15 protein-coding genes and 1 pseudogene are annotated in these 16,096 nt (G+C 68.2%); 7 read left to right on the top strand and 9 right to left on the bottom strand.

Annotated elements, in window-relative coordinates:
* Positions 1 to 2: 2 nt before the first annotated feature.
* Complete coding sequence (locus EV643_RS17730) at positions 3 to 1,025, bottom strand: phytanoyl-CoA dioxygenase family protein (protein ID WP_133801198.1); 1,023 nt, start codon at positions 1,023 to 1,025, stop codon at positions 3 to 5.
* Between the two features lie 70 nt (positions 1,026 to 1,095).
* On the opposite strand from EV643_RS17730, the gene EV643_RS17725 reads away from it, so the two are divergent.
* The 3 genes and pseudogenes from EV643_RS17725 (at position 1,096) to EV643_RS17715 (ending at position 5,567) form a co-directional block, all read left to right on the top strand.
* Positions 1,096 to 1,920 carry a helix-turn-helix transcriptional regulator gene (locus tag EV643_RS17725; protein ID WP_133801197.1) on the top strand — a complete coding sequence of 275 codons (825 nt, stop codon included), beginning with the start codon at positions 1,096 to 1,098 and terminating at the stop codon, positions 1,918 to 1,920.
* An 80-nt stretch (positions 1,921 to 2,000) separates the two neighbouring features.
* Positions 2,001 to 4,983: pseudogene (locus EV643_RS17720) on the top strand (Tn3 family transposase).
* Between the two features lie 335 nt (positions 4,984 to 5,318).
* Positions 5,319 to 5,567 carry a hypothetical protein gene (locus EV643_RS17715; RefSeq protein ID WP_133801196.1) on the top strand — a complete coding sequence of 83 codons (249 nt, stop codon included), beginning with the start codon at positions 5,319 to 5,321 and terminating at the stop codon, positions 5,565 to 5,567.
* Positions 5,568 to 6,073: 506 nt separating this feature from the next.
* Here the strand turns inward: EV643_RS17715 and EV643_RS17710 are convergent.
* Entirely contained in the window at positions 6,074 to 6,568 is a 495-nt protein-coding gene (locus EV643_RS17710; RefSeq protein WP_133801195.1) for an Hsp20/alpha crystallin family protein, read from the bottom strand.
* A gap of 94 nt (positions 6,569 to 6,662) precedes the next feature.
* Positions 6,663 to 6,821 carry a hypothetical protein gene (locus EV643_RS44175; protein ID WP_166665479.1) on the bottom strand — a complete coding sequence of 53 codons (159 nt, stop codon included), beginning with the start codon at positions 6,819 to 6,821 and terminating at the stop codon, positions 6,663 to 6,665.
* 619 nt (positions 6,822 to 7,440) lie between these two features.
* Here EV643_RS44175 and EV643_RS17705 point away from each other — a divergent pair.
* A complete protein-coding gene (locus tag EV643_RS17705) occupies positions 7,441 to 8,382 on the top strand; it encodes an acyl-CoA desaturase (RefSeq protein WP_133801194.1) in 942 nt (313 codons plus the stop codon).
* A gap of 137 nt (positions 8,383 to 8,519) precedes the next feature.
* On the opposite strand, the gene EV643_RS44170 is transcribed toward EV643_RS17705, so the two are convergent.
* The 4 genes from EV643_RS44170 to EV643_RS44165 form a co-directional block, all read right to left on the bottom strand.
* Positions 8,520 to 8,903: a hypothetical protein gene (locus tag EV643_RS44170; RefSeq protein WP_166665478.1), complete on the bottom strand. Its 384-nt coding sequence runs from the start codon at positions 8,901 to 8,903 to the stop codon at positions 8,520 to 8,522.
* Positions 8,904 to 8,938: 35 nt separating this feature from the next.
* Positions 8,939 to 9,553 (bottom strand): Hsp20/alpha crystallin family protein, encoded by a 615-nt coding sequence (locus EV643_RS17695; protein WP_202869601.1) that lies wholly within the window; start codon positions 9,551 to 9,553, stop codon positions 8,939 to 8,941.
* Between the two features lie 7 nt (positions 9,554 to 9,560).
* The gene (locus EV643_RS17690) at positions 9,561 to 9,866 is read right to left on the bottom strand and encodes a hypothetical protein (RefSeq protein ID WP_133801193.1); all 306 of its coding nucleotides are present in this window, start codon (positions 9,864 to 9,866) and stop codon (positions 9,561 to 9,563) included.
* A gap of 113 nt (positions 9,867 to 9,979) precedes the next feature.
* Entirely contained in the window at positions 9,980 to 10,186 is a 207-nt protein-coding gene (locus EV643_RS44165) for a lipopolysaccharide assembly protein LapA domain-containing protein (protein WP_166665477.1), read from the bottom strand.
* A gap of 316 nt (positions 10,187 to 10,502) precedes the next feature.
* Here EV643_RS44165 and EV643_RS17685 point away from each other — a divergent pair, with 316 nt between their 5' ends.
* From EV643_RS17685 to EV643_RS17675, 3 genes are all read left to right on the top strand, one after another.
* A complete protein-coding gene (locus tag EV643_RS17685; RefSeq protein WP_166665476.1) occupies positions 10,503 to 11,495 on the top strand; it encodes a tyrosine-type recombinase/integrase in 993 nt (330 codons plus the stop codon).
* A 205-nt stretch (positions 11,496 to 11,700) separates the two neighbouring features.
* Positions 11,701 to 12,948, top strand: coding sequence for a tyrosine-type recombinase/integrase (locus EV643_RS17680; RefSeq protein ID WP_238165647.1), 1,248 nt, complete (start codon positions 11,701 to 11,703; stop codon positions 12,946 to 12,948).
* 20 nt (positions 12,949 to 12,968) lie between these two features.
* On the top strand, positions 12,969 to 14,933 hold the full coding sequence (locus tag EV643_RS17675; RefSeq protein ID WP_133801191.1) for a DUF2207 domain-containing protein: 1,965 nt from the start codon (positions 12,969 to 12,971) through the stop codon (positions 14,931 to 14,933).
* A 110-nt stretch (positions 14,934 to 15,043) separates the two neighbouring features.
* On the opposite strand, the gene EV643_RS17670 is transcribed toward EV643_RS17675, so the two are convergent.
* The gene (locus EV643_RS17670) at positions 15,044 to 15,574 is read right to left on the bottom strand and encodes a ferritin (RefSeq protein WP_133801190.1); all 531 of its coding nucleotides are present in this window, start codon (positions 15,572 to 15,574) and stop codon (positions 15,044 to 15,046) included.
* Between the two features lie 66 nt (positions 15,575 to 15,640).
* Positions 15,641 to 16,054, bottom strand: coding sequence for a hypothetical protein (locus EV643_RS17665; protein ID WP_133801189.1), 414 nt, complete (start codon positions 16,052 to 16,054; stop codon positions 15,641 to 15,643).
* Positions 16,055 to 16,096 lie beyond the last annotated feature (42 nt).

Genomic DNA, 16,096 nt, shown 5'->3' with positions numbered 1-16,096 from the left:
CCCTAGAGGTTGAAGGTTTGCAAACTCAGAAACCAGTTCGGCGTTTCGAAAACCAAACCAACAACCAACGAAACCTGTGTTTCGTTGGCGCGTGATCCGCGTGGCCAGAGGAGGGGCTGGATGGTGGGGTCGGTGTAGTCCGGACCGCCGATTGAAGGGTCGATGCGGGCCAGGAGATTGTTGGTGTGGTCCGCTCCCGGCCGCCAGCGGTTGTCGGCGGGCTGGAGGTGGATGGCGATGGACCGGCGGGGCGCCGTACTGCGGTTGGCGGAGCTGCCGTGGACCGTGCGGCAATGGTGAAAGCTGATCTGGCCGCGGCGCATCCGGGGCGTGACCGGGGTCGGGTCGTATCCCTGAGCCGCGATGGAGGCGTTCAGCGACTCCAAGTCCTGGGAGAAGAAGTCGAGCCCAGAGACGTCCCAGCGGTGACTGCCGGGCAGGAACGAGACAGCTCCGTTGACCTCGTCGACGTCGTGGAAGCCGACCCACGCGGTGAGCATCTCGTCGGAGGTACAGGACTGCCAGTACTGCCGATCGGTATGCCACCCCACTCGCGCCGCACCGCCAACGCGATCCACCGGCTTGTACAAGAGTTGGTCATGCCAGAGGCGGATCCCGTCGGCGCCCGAAAGTGCTGCGGCCGTCGCGCCGATCGCGGGATGCCGTACAAGGTCGGCCAGTTCGTCCACGCGAAGGGAGGCGTAGTCGTTCTTGCGCAGTACGTCGCCGTCGCTCGGCTGCCAGCCTCGGGTCCCGGGGATGTCGGGGAGGGTGTGGTCGTGGTCGCCGGCGTAGAGCCGTTCCATTCCCCGCTCGGCAGCGTCGAGCACTTCGGCCGGCAGGATCACCGGCGAGATCCAGTAGCCGTTGGCGCGGTAGAAGGCGATGTCGTCAGGTCCTGGTAGCAGCCCGACAGTGCTGGACACGAAACCAGGCGCGCCGGGTCCGCCGTCCGGGGGATGCACGTCGGGTCGGCTGTCCGGGGCGGGGGAGGGCGGTGCGGCGTGGTGTTGGTTGGTGTCCATGCCGCGACTCTAAGAATCTGGTGATGGTCGGCGCGTTGCCGATGTTCAGGCGGATGGACACAATCTTCAGGTGCCTCTGATTCGACCGACCGGACTGCGGGCGGGCTTCCGCGCCGACGTCCGGGATCCCGCCAGCGGGTTGATCCATGCGGGGGAGCAATGGGTGCCGGAGAGCTTCCTGATCGAGCCGCACACCCATCCGGTCTGGGAGGTCTACCTGCAGATGCACGGCGTGACCCGATGGGTGGCGGGAAGCGAGACCTACCTACTCCAGCCCGGCCATCTGTTCGCAGTTCCGCCGGAGCTCGAGCACCACCTGGCCGGGAGCTCCGGCAACCACCACTTCTACTTCGCGGCGATCGACCTCGACCCGGTCGTAAAACGTCGCGGGCTGGCTGCCTGGCCGCCGAACGTGGTTCATCGCGAGAACTCAGGTGACCTCTCCGACGCCTTCGCCCATCTGGTCCGCGAGCTGACGACCAGATACGAGCACGCCGACGAAGGACTTGGGCTGGCGGTCGATCATCTGGTCCTCGCTGTCACTCGAGCTCTGACGCGAACCGCGCGCCCGCAACTCGCCGTACACCCGGCGGTCAGGACGGTGAAGAGGCTGCTCGATCACGACTTCCACGAGCGGTGGACGCTTGAGGAGTTGGCCGCCCGCGTCGGGCTGGCGCCGTCCTATCTCGCCGGCCTGTTCACCGAGCAGTTCGGCCAGCCACCCCATCGGTACCTGACCGAACGACGAGTGGAACGGGCCCGCCAACTCCTGACGACGAGCGATCTGCCCATCACCGCGATGGCTCAGACGCTGGGATTCAGTTCCAGCCAGCACTTCGCCCGGGTCTTCCGCCAGTTCACCGGAACCACACCCACCGCCTACCGCAACCAATAGACGGCCCCGGACTCCCGAAGCTGGCCCGAACCGACAAGTAGCGGCTGTGTGACCCCGGGCAAGCTCTACGGTGCAGGCCCATGCGCCGAGAGTGGACGTCTGAGGATCTGGTGGCGTCGTGGACATTGGTCGAGGACGACTGGCCCCTGGTCGGCAACAAGAGCGGGGCGACCCGGCTCGGGTTTGCTCTCCTGCTGAAGTTCTTCGAGCTTGAGGCGCGTTTCCCGCGCGATGCTGGCGAGATCCCGCTGGCGGCAGTGGCGTACGTTGCCGAGCAGGTCAGGGTCGACGCGGACGCGTTCGAGTTGTACGACTGGGCGGGTCGGGCGGTCGAGCGGCACCGGGTGCAGATCCGCGTCGTGTTCGGGTTTCGCGAGTTCAGCCGTGGTGATGAGGACAAGCTGGCTGACTGGCTCGCTGCCGAGGTGTGCCCCGTCGAGCTGCGAGACGAGCAGCTTCGCGAGGCCTTGGTCGTCCGCTGTCGGGCGGAGCGGATCGAACCGCCGGGACGTGTGGATCGGATCGTCGGGTCGGCCCGGGCGAGGTTCGAGCGGCAGTTCTGTGACCGGACGACGGCCCGGCTGGGCGATCGCTGCATTGAACAGCTGGAGGCTCTGGTCACCGAGGAGACCGGCCTGCTGGCGGATCTGAAGGCCGATCCGGGTCAGGTGAGCCTGGAGACGCTGCTGCGCGAGATCGACAAGTTGGTTGCCGTCCGGGCTCTGCGGCTGCCGCCGGACCTGTTCGCCGACACCAGCGAGAAGCTGGTCGAGGCGTGGCGATCGCGGGCGACCAGGTCGTACCCGTCGGACCTGCTGGCGGCGCCGGGGCCGGTGCGGCTGACGCTGCTGGCTGCGTTGTGTTGGGTGCGGTCGGCCGAGATCACCGACGCGCTGGTGGACCTGCTGCTCGGCCTGGTGCACAAGATCAATGCTCGGGCCGAGCGGCGGGTGGAGGAGGAGCTTACCGAGGATCTGCGACGGGTCCGGGGCAAGGAGGGGATCTTGTTCCGGCTGGCCGAGGCCGCGGTCGGGCACCCGGATGACACGGTGCGGGCGGCGTTGTTCCCGGTGGTGGGTGAGAAGACGCTGCGGGAGCTGGTGAAGGAGGCGAAGGCCAACCAGCGGGTGTTTGAGGAGAAGACGCGCTCGGTGCTGCGCGGCTCGTACTCCAACCACTACCGGCGGATGCTGCCACCGTTTGCTGGCCGCGCTAGCGTTCCGGTCGAACAACACCAGCTACCGGCCGGTGATCGAGGCGCTGGAGCTGCTCGCGCGGTACGCCGCGGTGGACGGCAAGACCCGCTTCCACGCCGTCGGCGACGCCGTACCGGTCGACGGCGTGGTCCCGAAGGCCTGGCGCGCGGCGGTGATCGACGACCGCGGCCGGATCGAGCGGATCCCGTACGAGTTGTGCGTGCTGGTCGCGCTCGGGACGCGCTGCGCCGCCGCGAGATCTATGTCGACGGCGCGATCCGGTGGCGCAACCCCGAGGACGACCTGCCCGGCGACTTCGAGCACGCCCGCGAGGTGCACTACGCCGCGCTGCGGCAGCCGGTCGATCCAACCTCGTTTATCACGAGCCTGAAGCAACGAATGACCGATGCGCTCACCCGGCTGGACCAGGCCCTGGTCGACGACGCCGCCGGCGGCATCAAGGTCACCAGTCGCCGCGGTGAGCCGTGGATCTCGGTGCCGAAGCTTGCCGCGCTGCCGGAACCGCAGCACCTGCAGGCGGTCAAGGACGAGGTGGTGCGCCGCTGGGGCACCCTCGACCTGCTCAACATGCTGAAGGATTCGGACTTCCTCGCCGACTTCACCGCCGAGTTCACCTCGGTCGCCACGAGGGAGCTGATCGACCGGGACACGCTGCGCCGCCGGCTGCTGCTGTGCCTGTTCGCGCTCGGCACGAACATGGGCATCAAGGCGATCGTGGCCACCGGCGAGCACGACGAGACCGAGGCCGCGCTGCGGCACGTGCGCCGGCACATCATCACCGCGACAACCTGCGCCGCGCAATCGCCAAGCTGGTCAACGCCACCTTCGACGCCCGGGACCCGAGCTGGTGGGGCACCGGCACCGCAACCGCAAGCGATGCGAAGAAGTTTGGCTCGTGGGAGTCGAACCTGATGACCGAGTGGCACCAGCGCTACGGCGGGCCTGGGGTGATGATCTACTGGCCGTCGAACGCCGCTCCACCTGCATCTACTCCCAGCTCAAGTCCTGCTCGAGCTCGGAGGTGGCGGCGATGATCGAGGGCCTGCTGCGGCACTGCACCGACGCCGACATCGACACCAACTACGTCGACGCCCACGGCGCATCCGTGGTCGGGTCCGCGTTCACCGAACTGCTCGGCTTCCGGCTCCTGCCCAGGCTGAAGAACATCGGCTCGATCCAGCTCTACCGCCCCGACGACCCCAAGACCGACCCCGCCGCCGCGAACGGGGCCGCGGCTGCGGTGTATGGGCAGCTGGGCGCGGTACTGACCCGGCCGATCCGCTGGGACCTGATCGCCCAGCAGTACGACCAGATGGTCAAGTACGCGACCGCGCTGCGGCTCGGCACCGCGGAGTCCGAATCGATTCTGCGCCGGTTCACTCGCGGCGGCCCGAAGCACCCGGCCTATGCCGCGCTGGAAGAGCTCGGCCGTGCGGTCCGGACGATCTTCGCGTGCGACTACCTCGCCGACCCCGAGCTGCGCCGCGAGATTCACGGCGGCCTGCAGGTGGTGGAGAACTGGAACTCCGGCAACACTGTCATCTTCTACGGCAAGGACGGCGACCTGACCGGCCCGGACCGCGAGCACGCCGAGGTGTCCATGCTCGCGCTGCACCTGCTGCAGTCCGCGCTGGTGCACATCAACACGCTGCTGCTCCAGGCTGTGATCGAACAACCTGCGTTCCATGACAGCCTCGACGACATCGACCGCCGAGCCCTCAGTCCGCTGTTTTGGTCACACATCAACCCGTACGGGCGCTTCCGACTCGACATGGACAGCAGGCTCGACCTCACCGCGGCGGCCGTGGCGTCCGGGCTCGACCCGGTTCAAGTTCGCCCGCGATAGGCGTGGTGGTAGCTGCCGGGTTCGCGCAGTTGGCGATGGACCGGTGGGTCGGCCTTGGTCGGCGATGTGGAGTGGGCGGCGGTGTGGTCAGGTGTCATCGTTACGGGTGGAGTCGCGAGTGGATGATCGTGCGTCGTGGCATCTGTTGGATACGGCGCCGGTCCGCCCGGGCCAGCTTCGGGAGTTCCGGGCCATGTTGTGGACCGCTGTAGTGTGGAGGTGACTGACCGTCCGGTGGCCGCCATCCGGAGGCTTTGGGCCGGTCGAGAGGCGGACGTCATGACGACGTCGACGTCGAACAACCCCATCCTCCTGCCGCCGGACGGCGCCTGATCATGGCCTACCTGATGCTCTACGGCAGCGGATGGACCCAGCGCTGGCGCATCGCCGAGGGGATGGAGCGGCAGATAGGCGAGGCGATCACCCAGGTCGGGAAGAACGAGACCACCCAACTGTCGGTGCTCGACCCCACCTCGGATACGCCCGCCACTCTGGTCGTGGCCTGGGCCCAGGTCGCCGCCGCCGTCATCCTCGACTCCGGCCACGGACCGGCCCACGACGAGGCGACCGGCCAGTACGCCTGACCAGGGGTCTGGCCGTCATGCCGACCCCAACCCGGGCATACCGCGGGCACCACCGACCTCGACGCTCGCCCCCGCCAGCCGAAGGACAGGGCCACATGAAGCGAATTGACCGCACCTTGCGGCACCTGGCCAGCCGGGACACCGCCCGTGCCGACGCGGCCGAGGCCAGCGCCAAGCTGTGGAAACGACGTCACGAGCACCAAGAGGTTGACGCCCACCTGCAGGCACGGCTCCGGGCCAACCGACCGGGCGCAGCGGGATGCTTCCACGCCGGCGGCCCAGATCTTGGTGGCGGCGGGTATGACCGCAGTCGGAGATCGTCGGCGTTCGTGTCGATGCCGCCTCGATCCACGCCGATCCCCATCGTTGACACGAGGATCTTCACGCCCAGGACCCGCGCCGACCATTGCATGAGCTCGGCCGCCTGGTCACGAGTTAGGCCGGCAACTCGGTGAGCCAGGCGCGGCGGTCAATGGCCAGCCGACGACGCTGGGCCACAGGCGCGTTCAGCCGACGCCGCCCGTGCTACCGGCGGGCGCGTCGCCCGGCTCGACGGTGCTCCCCGAGATGGTGCGGCCAGCGCCGCTCGCATGGGTGATCTCGACCCTACGGGGCTGGCTCCGCGGTGACGCCGGGAGGGTCACATGCAAAACACCGTCGGCGTAGGCGGCGGTGAGGTTCTCCGAGTCCACACCCTCGCCGAGGGACAGGTGCCGAGTGAACGACCCCTGGGATCGCTCGGCGACAATTACCTGCTGGCCCTCGCGGTAGGACGGGCTGCGCTCGGCCTGGATCGTCAATGCGCCGGAATCGACGGTCACCTCGATGCTGTCAGGGTCAACGCCGGGCAGGTCGGCCTCCACGTGGTAGCTGCCGTCCTCGCCGCGGTAGACATCCAGCGGCATCGCGAGAGGGGCGCGCGTCCCACTCGCGGCCATCGCCATGAGCCGGTCGAGCTCACGGGCAGGGTCACGGAAGGGCTCAAACCTGAACACTGACATCGCTGCCTCCTCCTTGGGAGCCGTCGGCTCCGGGACCACGTACCGCCCGGGCGACGCCGCCGCGGGCCAGTTCGCCGACGGGATGACCTATCAACTATCGGTGGATGGCCTTGCGCCGAACGAACCCGATCGCCCCGGTCCCTAGGAACAGGACGATCCCGATGATGCCGAGCCAGACCAGGCCCTCGACGGCGAAGCCGACGATCGTCAGGACAAGCCAGAGCACCAGTAAGAGGATCAGCAGTATGAGCATGACCACCTCCGTGGTTCCACGCACTCAGACCGACCCGTCGACATCGCCGAAGCGGGACGCGCAGGTCGACCGCTATAAGAACAGAATCCACGGTGTGGTGCCCGATGTCCATGGACCAGAGCTCGGTGAGCAGCGGTCTGCGCGGCCCTCCCGGCCGAACCATGGCGGCTGGCGTCACCCCCAGCTGCCTCGAGGTGTCCTGGATGTGCGTCGCGCAAACAGATGACCCTACAGCACCGACTCGTTGCCCACAGCCACGTCGAGTTCGGACGCCACCGCGGCCGTAGCGTCCGGGCTCGGCCCGGTTCAAGTTCGCCCGCGATAGGCGTGGTGGTAGCTGCCGGGTTCGCGCAGTTGGCGGTGGACCGGTGGGTCGGCCTTGGTCGGCGATGTGGAGTGGGAGGCGGTGTGGTCAAGTGTCATCGTTACGGGTGGAGTCGCGAGTGGATGATCGTGCGTCGGGGCATCTGTTGGATACGGCGCCGGTCCGCCCGGGCCGACGAGACGGCGAGGCTTCGGGGTTCAGAAGCGACGTGCTTGGGCCGCCCAAGAGGCGGCTCACTAAGGCCCACCCGTGCTCGGGTGTCGGTCTGAGGAGACCAGCATCTAGGAGTGAACCATGACTTCAGCAGCAGGTTCCGATGATTCGCCTCCGGGCGAATTCCAACCCGTTGGTGGCAAGCTCGAGCGTGGGCTCATTTGGGTTTTCATCGTCGTGCCTACTCTCGCGCTACTGCCAGGGATCTTCTTCGCCTGGGGCGGCTGGATCGGCTGGCACGACATCGTCCTCCTGGTCGTGTTCTACGTGATCACCGCCACCGGCATAGGCGTCGGCTACCACCGAGGCTTCACCCACGGCTCCTTCAAGAGCAAGCGTGGCCTCAAGATCGGACTCGCAATCGCCGGCAGTATGGCGCTTGAAGGACCCGTCATCCGCTGGGTGGCCGACCACCGCAAACACCACAAGTTCTCCGACAGAGAGGGCGATCCACACTCGCCTTGGCGCTACGGCACCACCGCTTGGGCGGTGACCAAGGGGTTCATTTTCGCCCACGTCGGGTGGGTGCTCTGGGGCGAGGATCGCGCTGACCCGAAGCACTACGCCCCAGATCTCCTGAAGGACCGCGACATGGTTTGGATTTCGCGGCATTTCCGTGAGTTGGCGGCGGTCTCTTTGCTAGCACCGGCGCTCATCGGCGGGCTTTGGGACAGGTCGTGGAACGGTGCCGCTACCGGATTCTTCTGGGGCACTCTGGTCCGCATCGCCCTGATGCACCACGTCACATTCTCGATCAACTCGATCTGTCATGTCACCGGCGAGAAACCCTTCGACGCCCGCGACCGGTCAGGGAACGTCTGGTGGCTTGCCATCCTGAGTCAGGGCGAGTCATGGCACAACCTCCACCACGCCGACCCTACCTGCGCACGCCACGGTGTACTCAAGGGACAGATCGACGTCAACGCCTGGTTCATCAAGCGATTCGAACGGCTTGGCTGGGCGTACGACGTCAAATGGCCAGACCACGAACGCCTCGAGAAAAAGCGCGCGGCCGCCGCTTGACTCGGGTGTACATCGAGGCCCTTCGTGGCGCTGCGCCCGGCAGCCGGCGTCGTTTGTGTCTCATTCGTTGGGTAACGGGATAGGCACGGAACGCGGCTCGCCCGGGCGGCCGTTGCCCAAGGCCCCGGCGTTGAGGCTTACAGCGCCGGGGTCGCGCCTATGGGTTGGCGGGCCACTGCGGCGACGGTCCGGTGAGGAATCAGCCTGATCGGCAACGGAGTCGTCGGCAGCGATGTCTTGGCCGGCACGTTCGGTGGCGGTAGTCGGCGTGGCGTCGAGCTGGTACGTAGCTCCTGGACCTCCCTGCGGCGGCGGTAGCCGCGGCGCATGCCCTTCTTGAGCAGCCAGAGCCCGAGAACCAGCGCGGCCGCGGTCGCGGCGCCGGCAAAGAAGATACCTGCCACGGTGACGCCGAGGCCGGCGCCGAAGACCTCCAGGTTTGCGTCGGCGGCGGACGAGGCAGCCACGCCAACACCAAGCGCCACGGCGACGGCAACAAGGATCAGCGCGAGCACAATCATGGCTACGGCCTCCGCGGAATCGATGCTGTTCCCGCTCACCCGTCGTTGGGCGGCGGGTCGCTGGCTGGGCCGCCCCCCGTCGCCTTGGTCGCGTCTGTCGATGACGCTGCTGGAGGCGTGTCGCTGATCTCGATGCGGCGGCCTTTGGCGGCTTGGGCCTTGGGTGCGTGGACGGTGAGGACCCCGTTTGCCAGTGTGGCTTCGATCTTGTCGCCGTCGACGGCGCCGGGCAGGGTGATGGTGTGGTCGAACGGGCCGGTGCGTCGGGCCTGCTGGTGCAGGATGCCGATCCGTTCCCGGTCTTTGACCTCGCCGTGCAGGGTGAGCTGGCGGTCGTTCCACTCGAGGGCGAGGGTGTCGCGTGGCACGCCGGGCAGGTCGATCTCGACCAGGTAGGCGTCGTCGGTCTCCTCGATGTCGACCGGGGACCGCCACGAGCGCAGGTCGACGTCGTCGGCGAGGTTGCGCATCATCTGGTTCATCCGCCGGTAGATGTCTTCGAGGTGGGCGAACGGTTCGCTCGGCAGCCAGCGCATCGGTTGACCCGGCCGGTCCAGGCCACCTGTCTCGTCTGGGTCCTTCCGGGACGGCTGGTCCTGTTGGCCGGCCCGGCTGCTGTGGCGTCGGTTCGGGTGCAGTGGTCGCGCCATGGTGATGTCACCTCTTCGGCTGGTCTTCGGGGCCGTCCGTTCCGGCCGCGAGGCCTGCCCGGGTCGGTGGATGGGCCGCCGGCCGGTCGGGAAGGTCATGATGTTGGGGTGAGGGGTGTTGTGGTCTGCGGACCCGGGTGGCGGTGATCCAGACCAGGCGCCCGTAACAGGTGATCAGGACTTGTGCGCCGCGGCGGCCGCCGCGGACGGCGTGCGCCTTGGCGGTCAGCCACCGGCCACCGATCAGGACCTGCACGGGCGCATGGGCGGCCGGTGCGACCCGATGCCTGGTGGGTCGGCTGTTGTCCGCCACCGCGACGTCTCCCTCGCCAGTGGAGCCGGGGCCCTGTGTTGGCCGCGGCCTTCCGATCAGCGCTATCTCCCGGGGCCTGGCGCTGCCGGCTGACCCAGGGACTACGAGCCTGCTCAGTGACGCTGCCGGCGGTCGCGGACGAGCCGGCGCAGCTGGGTTACCCGCGCGGTGCCGACCACCATGGCGACGATGCCGACGCCGACGCCGGCGATCAGCAGTGCCAGCGCCAGCGGCACGGACCCGTTCATCCACAGGAAGCTGACCTCGACGCGGTGGGTGTTTTGCAGCATGAACACGATTAGCACCACGAGCGCGAGCACGGCGGCGCAGATCCCGACCCAGGTGGCACCCGTGCGGGTCCGGGGCACCGGACCCGGCGAGGGCGCCGGTGCGGCTGCTGGCTCGGTCGCGGCTGCGGGCGTAGGGATCGTTGCGTGTGTTGGATCCGCGGCGGCCGTGTCAGCAGGATCCGCCGGGGTCTTCTGTGATCTCCGGTGGCGGTGCAAGACGGACATTTGGCGTCTTCCTTGCGGGGAGCCGGTGTGGCTGGCACCTCAGGAGTGGAGTGTCGTCGTTCCGGACACCCCCATTCTACGCCGGTTCAGAGAACATAGTTTCTCTAATAGAATCGCTCTTGTGAGTTCAGAGAACACGGCACCGGCGCCGGTTGAACCAGCCGCAACCGGTTCAGAGAACAAGGCGCCCGGGCGGCGGGGTCGCAGACCGACGTCACTGCCGACGACGCTGGTGGCGGTGCTCGACCAGTACGCCGGCGACCTCGCCCGGGCGGACCTGACCACGCAGGCCCGGCGGACCTACCTGTCCAGGGTGCGGATGTACCTGGCCTGGCTGGCCGACGCGACCGTCGACGGCAACCCGCTCACCGACCCGGCCGCGGCCACCTGGGCCGCCCGCGACTACAAGACCTACCTGTACGGCACGCTGAAGCGGGCGCCGGCAACCGTGAACGGCGCGCTCGCCGCCGTTTCGGACCTGGCGATCCGCCGCGGCCTCGGCAAGCTCGACGGCGACCAGGTCGCCCGCGTCGACCTCCCTGCCCGACGGGCACCCAGGGCACTGGTTGGTCGCGACGACCTGCGCTGGCAACGCGCCGCTCAGTCCGCGCCGCCGCGGGAACGCGCGGTGGCGGCGCTGATGCGGCTGGCCGGCACCCGGATCGCCGAGACGGTCGGCCTGGACTTGAACGACCTGCCCACCACCCAGCGGCGACGCCGACTGCGGATCCGCGGCAAGGGCCGCAAACAACGCAGCATCCCGGTCCACACCGAGCTCGGAACCACACTCGACGCCTGGCTCGCCGAGCGGCCCAACTGGCCCGGCAGCGACACCAACCCCGCGCTATTCCTCAACCGGTCCGGTGGCCGACTGTCCACACGTGCGGCCGACACGATCATCGCCCGCATCGCGCGCGCCGCCGGCCTGGCCGACCACGTCACCCCACACGTGCTACGACACACCTTCGGCACCGACCTGGTCCGCGCCGGCACCGACCTGGTCACCGTCGCCGAACTCCTCGGCCACGCCTCATTGGACTCGACCCGGGTCTATACCCTGCCCACCGAGGACGACCTCGACGCGGCCGTCGCCCGACTCACCGTCGACCGCTGACCACCTCGGTCCGGCAACCACTACTTGTCGGTTCGGGCCAGCTTCGGGAGTACCGGGCCTAGACCGCGCGCCCGGCCCGTCGCCCCGCTCCCCGCTCTTGCCGCTCCCCGCTCTTGCCGCCCCCGCGCCCTCGGCCGCCCCGCCCCCGCGGCTCCCTCGGCGTGGGAGCCGCGGGCGCTCAACCGCGATCAGCAAGAATCCAGTAGTGAGTGATCCGCAGCCCAGCCCGCTCGTCCTGCTGGAAGCACTCCGCCCGACGACCGCCGCGACTCCTGCGCTCCGGACAGAGGATTGGCCGGGCGTCGACGACCCCGAGCAACTGAAACTGCAGATCGCCGATTGGCTGAGCCAATACGCCAACCCTGGCACCCGCCGCACCTACGCCTACGCCCTCGGCCTCCCCACCACCTGGCGGCTGATCGAGGCGGCGTTGGGCGGAGCTGTGTCGGGAGGGGCGGGATCGGGTGGATCGGCGTCCGCTGGGGCGGGGTCGTGGGAGGCGGGGGTGGGGGGACCGCCTGCGGGCGCGGAAGGGCGGCTTCATCAGCTTGCGTGGTTTCGGTGGTGTGCGGGGCGGGGGATCGATCCTCGGGGTGTGACCGGGGCGGACGTGAAGCTGTGGCTGCATCTGCTCGAGGCGGCGGGGGCGGGGAAGCGGACCAGGCAGCGGATGCTCTCGACGCTGTCGGCCTTCTACGCGCACCTCACCGAGACCGGCGTCGTCCCCGCCAACCCGGCGGCGCTCAACCGCGCACGTCTCGGGTTGAACCGCAGCTCACGGGACGCCTCACCAACGATCCGGCTCACCCCAGCCCAGCTCCACGCCCTCCTCACCGCCGCCGGCCAACTTACGAACCGTACGAAACTAAGAGACCTGTACGCCGCCCGCGCGGTGGCCGTCGTCGCTCTGCTGACCCTCGGCCTCCGGGTCTCGGAATTGGTCAATCTCGACCGGGATCACCTGATGGTCTCCGGCGGCGAACCGATGCTCCGGGTGCTCGGCAAAGGCGGTGTCCACCGCGAGGTCTATCTGACCGACCTCGCCATCGGCGCCGTGCTGGACTACCTGGCCGAGCGCGATCGGCTCCAGCGGGCGTCGACTCCCACCCTCCGCGGCCGGACGAAGGCGGAGTCGAGTCCGTTGATCGCGACCCGCGACGGAGGACGCTGCTCCCGGTTCGACATCAACGCGCTGCTCCGGCGGATCGCAGTACAGGCTGGGCCGGCGTTGGCGGACGTCGCGGACCGGATTCATCCGCATGCGTTGCGGCATGCGTACGTGACGATCGCGCTCGAGCAGGATGCGCGGATCCAGCACGTGCAGGCCGATGTTGGCCATGCGACCATCTCGACCACCCAGTACTACGACCGCGGCCGGCGTACGCGGGACACGACTGCAGCGGACGTGGTCGCCGCGGCCATCCGGGCGGCGGGTCAGCAGAAGGTGGACTGAAACCCCGCTACTGTCGCGGCATGCGTAGGGGAGTCTTCACCGCGGTAGTCACAGTGTTCGCGGGTCTGGTCCTGGCCGGCTGGATCGCACCCGGCCCAGCCGCTGCAACAGAGGCTGCGGCAACACAGCTCGCCGCAACACAGATCGCAGCAGCGCAGACCACGCCGACCGGGATTGCGGCCGACGGCGATGTCGTGACGAGCATGCAGATCGACTACATGGTGAATCGTGACGGGGAGCTGCACGTCAAGGAGACGATCGCCTACCACTTCGGCGGCATCGGCCGGCACGGGATCTACCGGAACCTGGTCACCCGCGAGCCGTACCGCGACGACGACTCGAAGGACCAGAAGTACGAGATCTCGAACATCAAGGTCGACACGACCACTCCAGGCGCGAGTGACGAGTTCTCCGAGTCGACCACGAAGAGCAAGAACCAGCGCGACCAGAGCGTGCAGATCAAGATCGGTTCGGCCAACGAGACCGTCCCCTCCCGCGACGTGACGTACGTGATCGAGTACGACGTCCGCGGCGCACTGCGGCACTTCGACGACCACAGCGAGCTCTACTGGGACGCCGCGGGTTCCGGCTGGGAAGCGGTGTTGCAGCAGGTGACGGTGAACGTCGAGGTACCCGAGGGCGTTCAGCAGGTCGAGTGCTTCGCCGGCCCGCCGCAGTCGGAGACGAGCTGCGAGCAGAAGTCGGTCAACGGCGAGAGCGGGGTGTTCCGGGCTTCGAACCTGGAGCGTGGCGAGCAGCTCACGATCGTGGCAGGCATCAGGCCCGGCGTGGTCGCGAACGACACCCCGATCGTGGTCGACCCGCCGAGCGCGCTCCAACGAGCCGGCGTTAGCGTGCCCAGCCTGATCGGATCGGGTCTCGTCACGCTCGGCGCAATCGCCGCCGCCGTCCTCTACAGCAGGAACGGAAACCGCGACCAGAGGTTCGCCGGGATGCCGCCCGGCACCATCCCGCCCTCCGGGACCACGGTGGCCGCAGTGAAGGACGAGCTGGGCACCGACCAGATCCCGGTCGCGTTCGCGCCGCCGCGGATCCCGGTCGCCGAGGGCGGTCTGCTGATCGACGCGAAGGCGAACACGACCGAGACCGCCGCGACGCTGATCGACCTGGCGGTACGCGGCGGCGTACGGATCGACAACACCGGATCCGAGCAGAAGGCAATCCTGCTCAACCCGGCCGTGGCGACGGCGCCCCACGAGCAGGTGCTACTGCAGAATCTCTACCCGGGCCTGCAGCCCGGCTCGGAGATCACCCTGGAACGCCGGCCGACGGGTGACACCTGGATGCGGCAGGCGCACACCGCGATGATCGACGCGCTCCGCCAGCAGATCAAGGCGCGCAACTGGTACCTCCGGATGCCGCGAGCGGGCGGCGGATCGAGCTTCCCCAGCGGCTTCCCATGTGCCTGTATGGCGATGATCGGCCTCTGGGTCTTCGGTGCGGGTATCGCCGGTACGGCGGTCGGCGCGGCCACCGGCGGTCTCGGTCGCGCCGCCATCATCGTGGTACCTGTGCTCGCCGTGGTCGTTGCCATCGGCATCTGGATCGGCAAGCGGGCGAAGGGGCAGCGGAATCCGTACGGGCGGGCGGTGACCGACCAGTTGATCGGGTTCCGGACCTACCTGGCGACGGCGGAGGCGGATCAGCTGCGGTTCGAGGAGGGCGAGGACATCTTCAGCAAGTACTTGCCCTGGGCCATCGCTTTCGACCTGGCCGATCGGTGGCAGCGGGTCTGCGCGCAGTTGGTCGCGGCCGGGCGGATCACGCCGGATCCCTACTGGTACACGGGTCCGGCGTACTACAGCTCGGGCTTCGCGGCCGGGACCATCAGCCAGACCGTGGCGAACACCTTCGACCCACCTCCGGCGCCCGCGGGCAGCGGCGGTGGGGGAGGCAGCTCATCCGGCTTCAGCGGCGGCTCGTCCGGCGGCGGTGGCGGCGGTGGAGGCGGCGGATCCTGGTAGTTGCCAACGGCACCGGCGCTAGTTGCTAACGGCACCGGTCATGGCAGACAGGCCGGGCCGGAGGCCGCCGTGCGCATGACGGCGGCCCGGAACTCCCGCAGAAAGACAGGTCAGACCCTGCCACCGGCCGCGGTGGGAGCGGTCGGGTCTTCGGAACCCTCGTCGCCGACCGCCTCGCGGTTGATGAAGTCCTCCAGGTGGAACAGGTTGTCACCGGCCCGCTTCGCGACGTTGAGCAGGGTCGTCATCATCGAGACCTCTTCGACCTGCTCCTTGAGGAACCACTGCATGAACTGCTCGCCGATGTAGTCGCCCTCGTCCCGCGCGGTCTTGGCCAGCCCCTCGATCTGCTTCGTGACCGTGATCTCCTGCTGCAGCGCGAGCTCCAGCGGTTCCAGCGCGGTCTTGAAGTCGTCTACGACGTTGTTGATACCGGGCACGTGCGGCCGGATGTCCTTGTCGAGCAGGTACTGGACCATCATCATCGCGTGGTTACGTTCTTCCAGCGCCTGCTTGTAGAAGTGCGCCGCCAGCCGGGGCAGATCCTGGTCGTCATACCAGACAGCCACAGCCAGATACTGCTGCGACGCCGTGAATTCGTTACGGATCTGTTCTTGCAGGAGTTTCACGTACGTACTCATGAGGACACCGTAGTCCGCAGGCCCTGCTTTCTCACCGTTGGCGAGGCTGCCCTAACCGAGTGCTTTTCAGCCGACGCTGACCACGTGTGAGCGGATCGCGGGGAGGTTACCGAGCGGAGCGAAGTACCCACTGATTCCGTGGTCGAAGGTGATCGCGGCGATGCCCTGCTGCAACCACACCGGCGCCTGCACGACCGCCTCCTGAGGCGCGAGCGCGAGCACCAGCACGTCCTCGTCGGCGGCCGCGAGCCCGTTGACCACGGCGAACTCGCGGGCCCGCTCCGCCGAGGTGAACGCCATCAGGAACGGCTGGTCCTGGTGCACCCCGACGAACGGCTGCGGGTTGTCGTCCGAACCCCGTTGCACGAACCACCAGCGCTCCAGCGAGAAAGTTGCCGACCACAACTTCTCCTGGTTCTCGGTACTCGGGTCGGTGCGGACGGCCTCGGCGAGGACGTCGGTGACACTTGCTTCGTTCATACCAAGACCGTACGACAGTTTTCGATTCCTTCCCCGCCCCAC

This window comes from Kribbella caucasensis, assembly GCF_004361855.1.
In the GTDB taxonomy this organism is placed as follows: domain Bacteria; phylum Actinomycetota; class Actinomycetes; order Propionibacteriales; family Kribbellaceae; genus Kribbella; species Kribbella caucasensis.
Note: the sequence above shows the minus strand (reverse complement) of the source record. Positions and strands in the feature narration are given on the sequence as shown.

What these genes read in the sequence shown, in the direction of transcription:
- EV643_RS17710 (WP_133801195.1), bottom strand. Translation starts at nt 6,568, where the DNA reads ATGTCAGTGTTCAGGTTTGAGCCCTTCCGTGACCCTGCCCGTGAGCTC.
- EV643_RS17705 (WP_133801194.1), top strand. Translation starts at nt 7,441, where the DNA reads ATGACTTCAGCAGCAGGTTCCGATGATTCGCCTCCGGGCGAATTCCAA.
- EV643_RS17675 (WP_133801191.1), top strand. Translation starts at nt 12,969, where the DNA reads ATGCGTAGGGGAGTCTTCACCGCGGTAGTCACAGTGTTCGCGGGTCTG.
- EV643_RS17715 (WP_133801196.1), top strand. Translation starts at nt 5,319, where the DNA reads ATGGCCTACCTGATGCTCTACGGCAGCGGATGGACCCAGCGCTGGCGC.
- EV643_RS17695 (WP_202869601.1), bottom strand. Translation starts at nt 9,553, where the DNA reads ATGGCGCGACCACTGCACCCGAACCGACGCCACAGCAGCCGGGCCGGC.
- EV643_RS17670 (WP_133801190.1), bottom strand. Translation starts at nt 15,574, where the DNA reads ATGAGTACGTACGTGAAACTCCTGCAAGAACAGATCCGTAACGAATTC.
- EV643_RS17665 (WP_133801189.1), bottom strand. Translation starts at nt 16,054, where the DNA reads ATGAACGAAGCAAGTGTCACCGACGTCCTCGCCGAGGCCGTCCGCACC.
- EV643_RS17730 (WP_133801198.1), bottom strand. Translation starts at nt 1,025, where the DNA reads ATGGACACCAACCAACACCACGCCGCACCGCCCTCCCCCGCCCCGGAC.
- EV643_RS44175 (WP_166665479.1), bottom strand. Translation starts at nt 6,821, where the DNA reads ATGCTCATACTGCTGATCCTCTTACTGGTGCTCTGGCTTGTCCTGACG.
- EV643_RS44170 (WP_166665478.1), bottom strand. Translation starts at nt 8,903, where the DNA reads ATGATTGTGCTCGCGCTGATCCTTGTTGCCGTCGCCGTGGCGCTTGGT.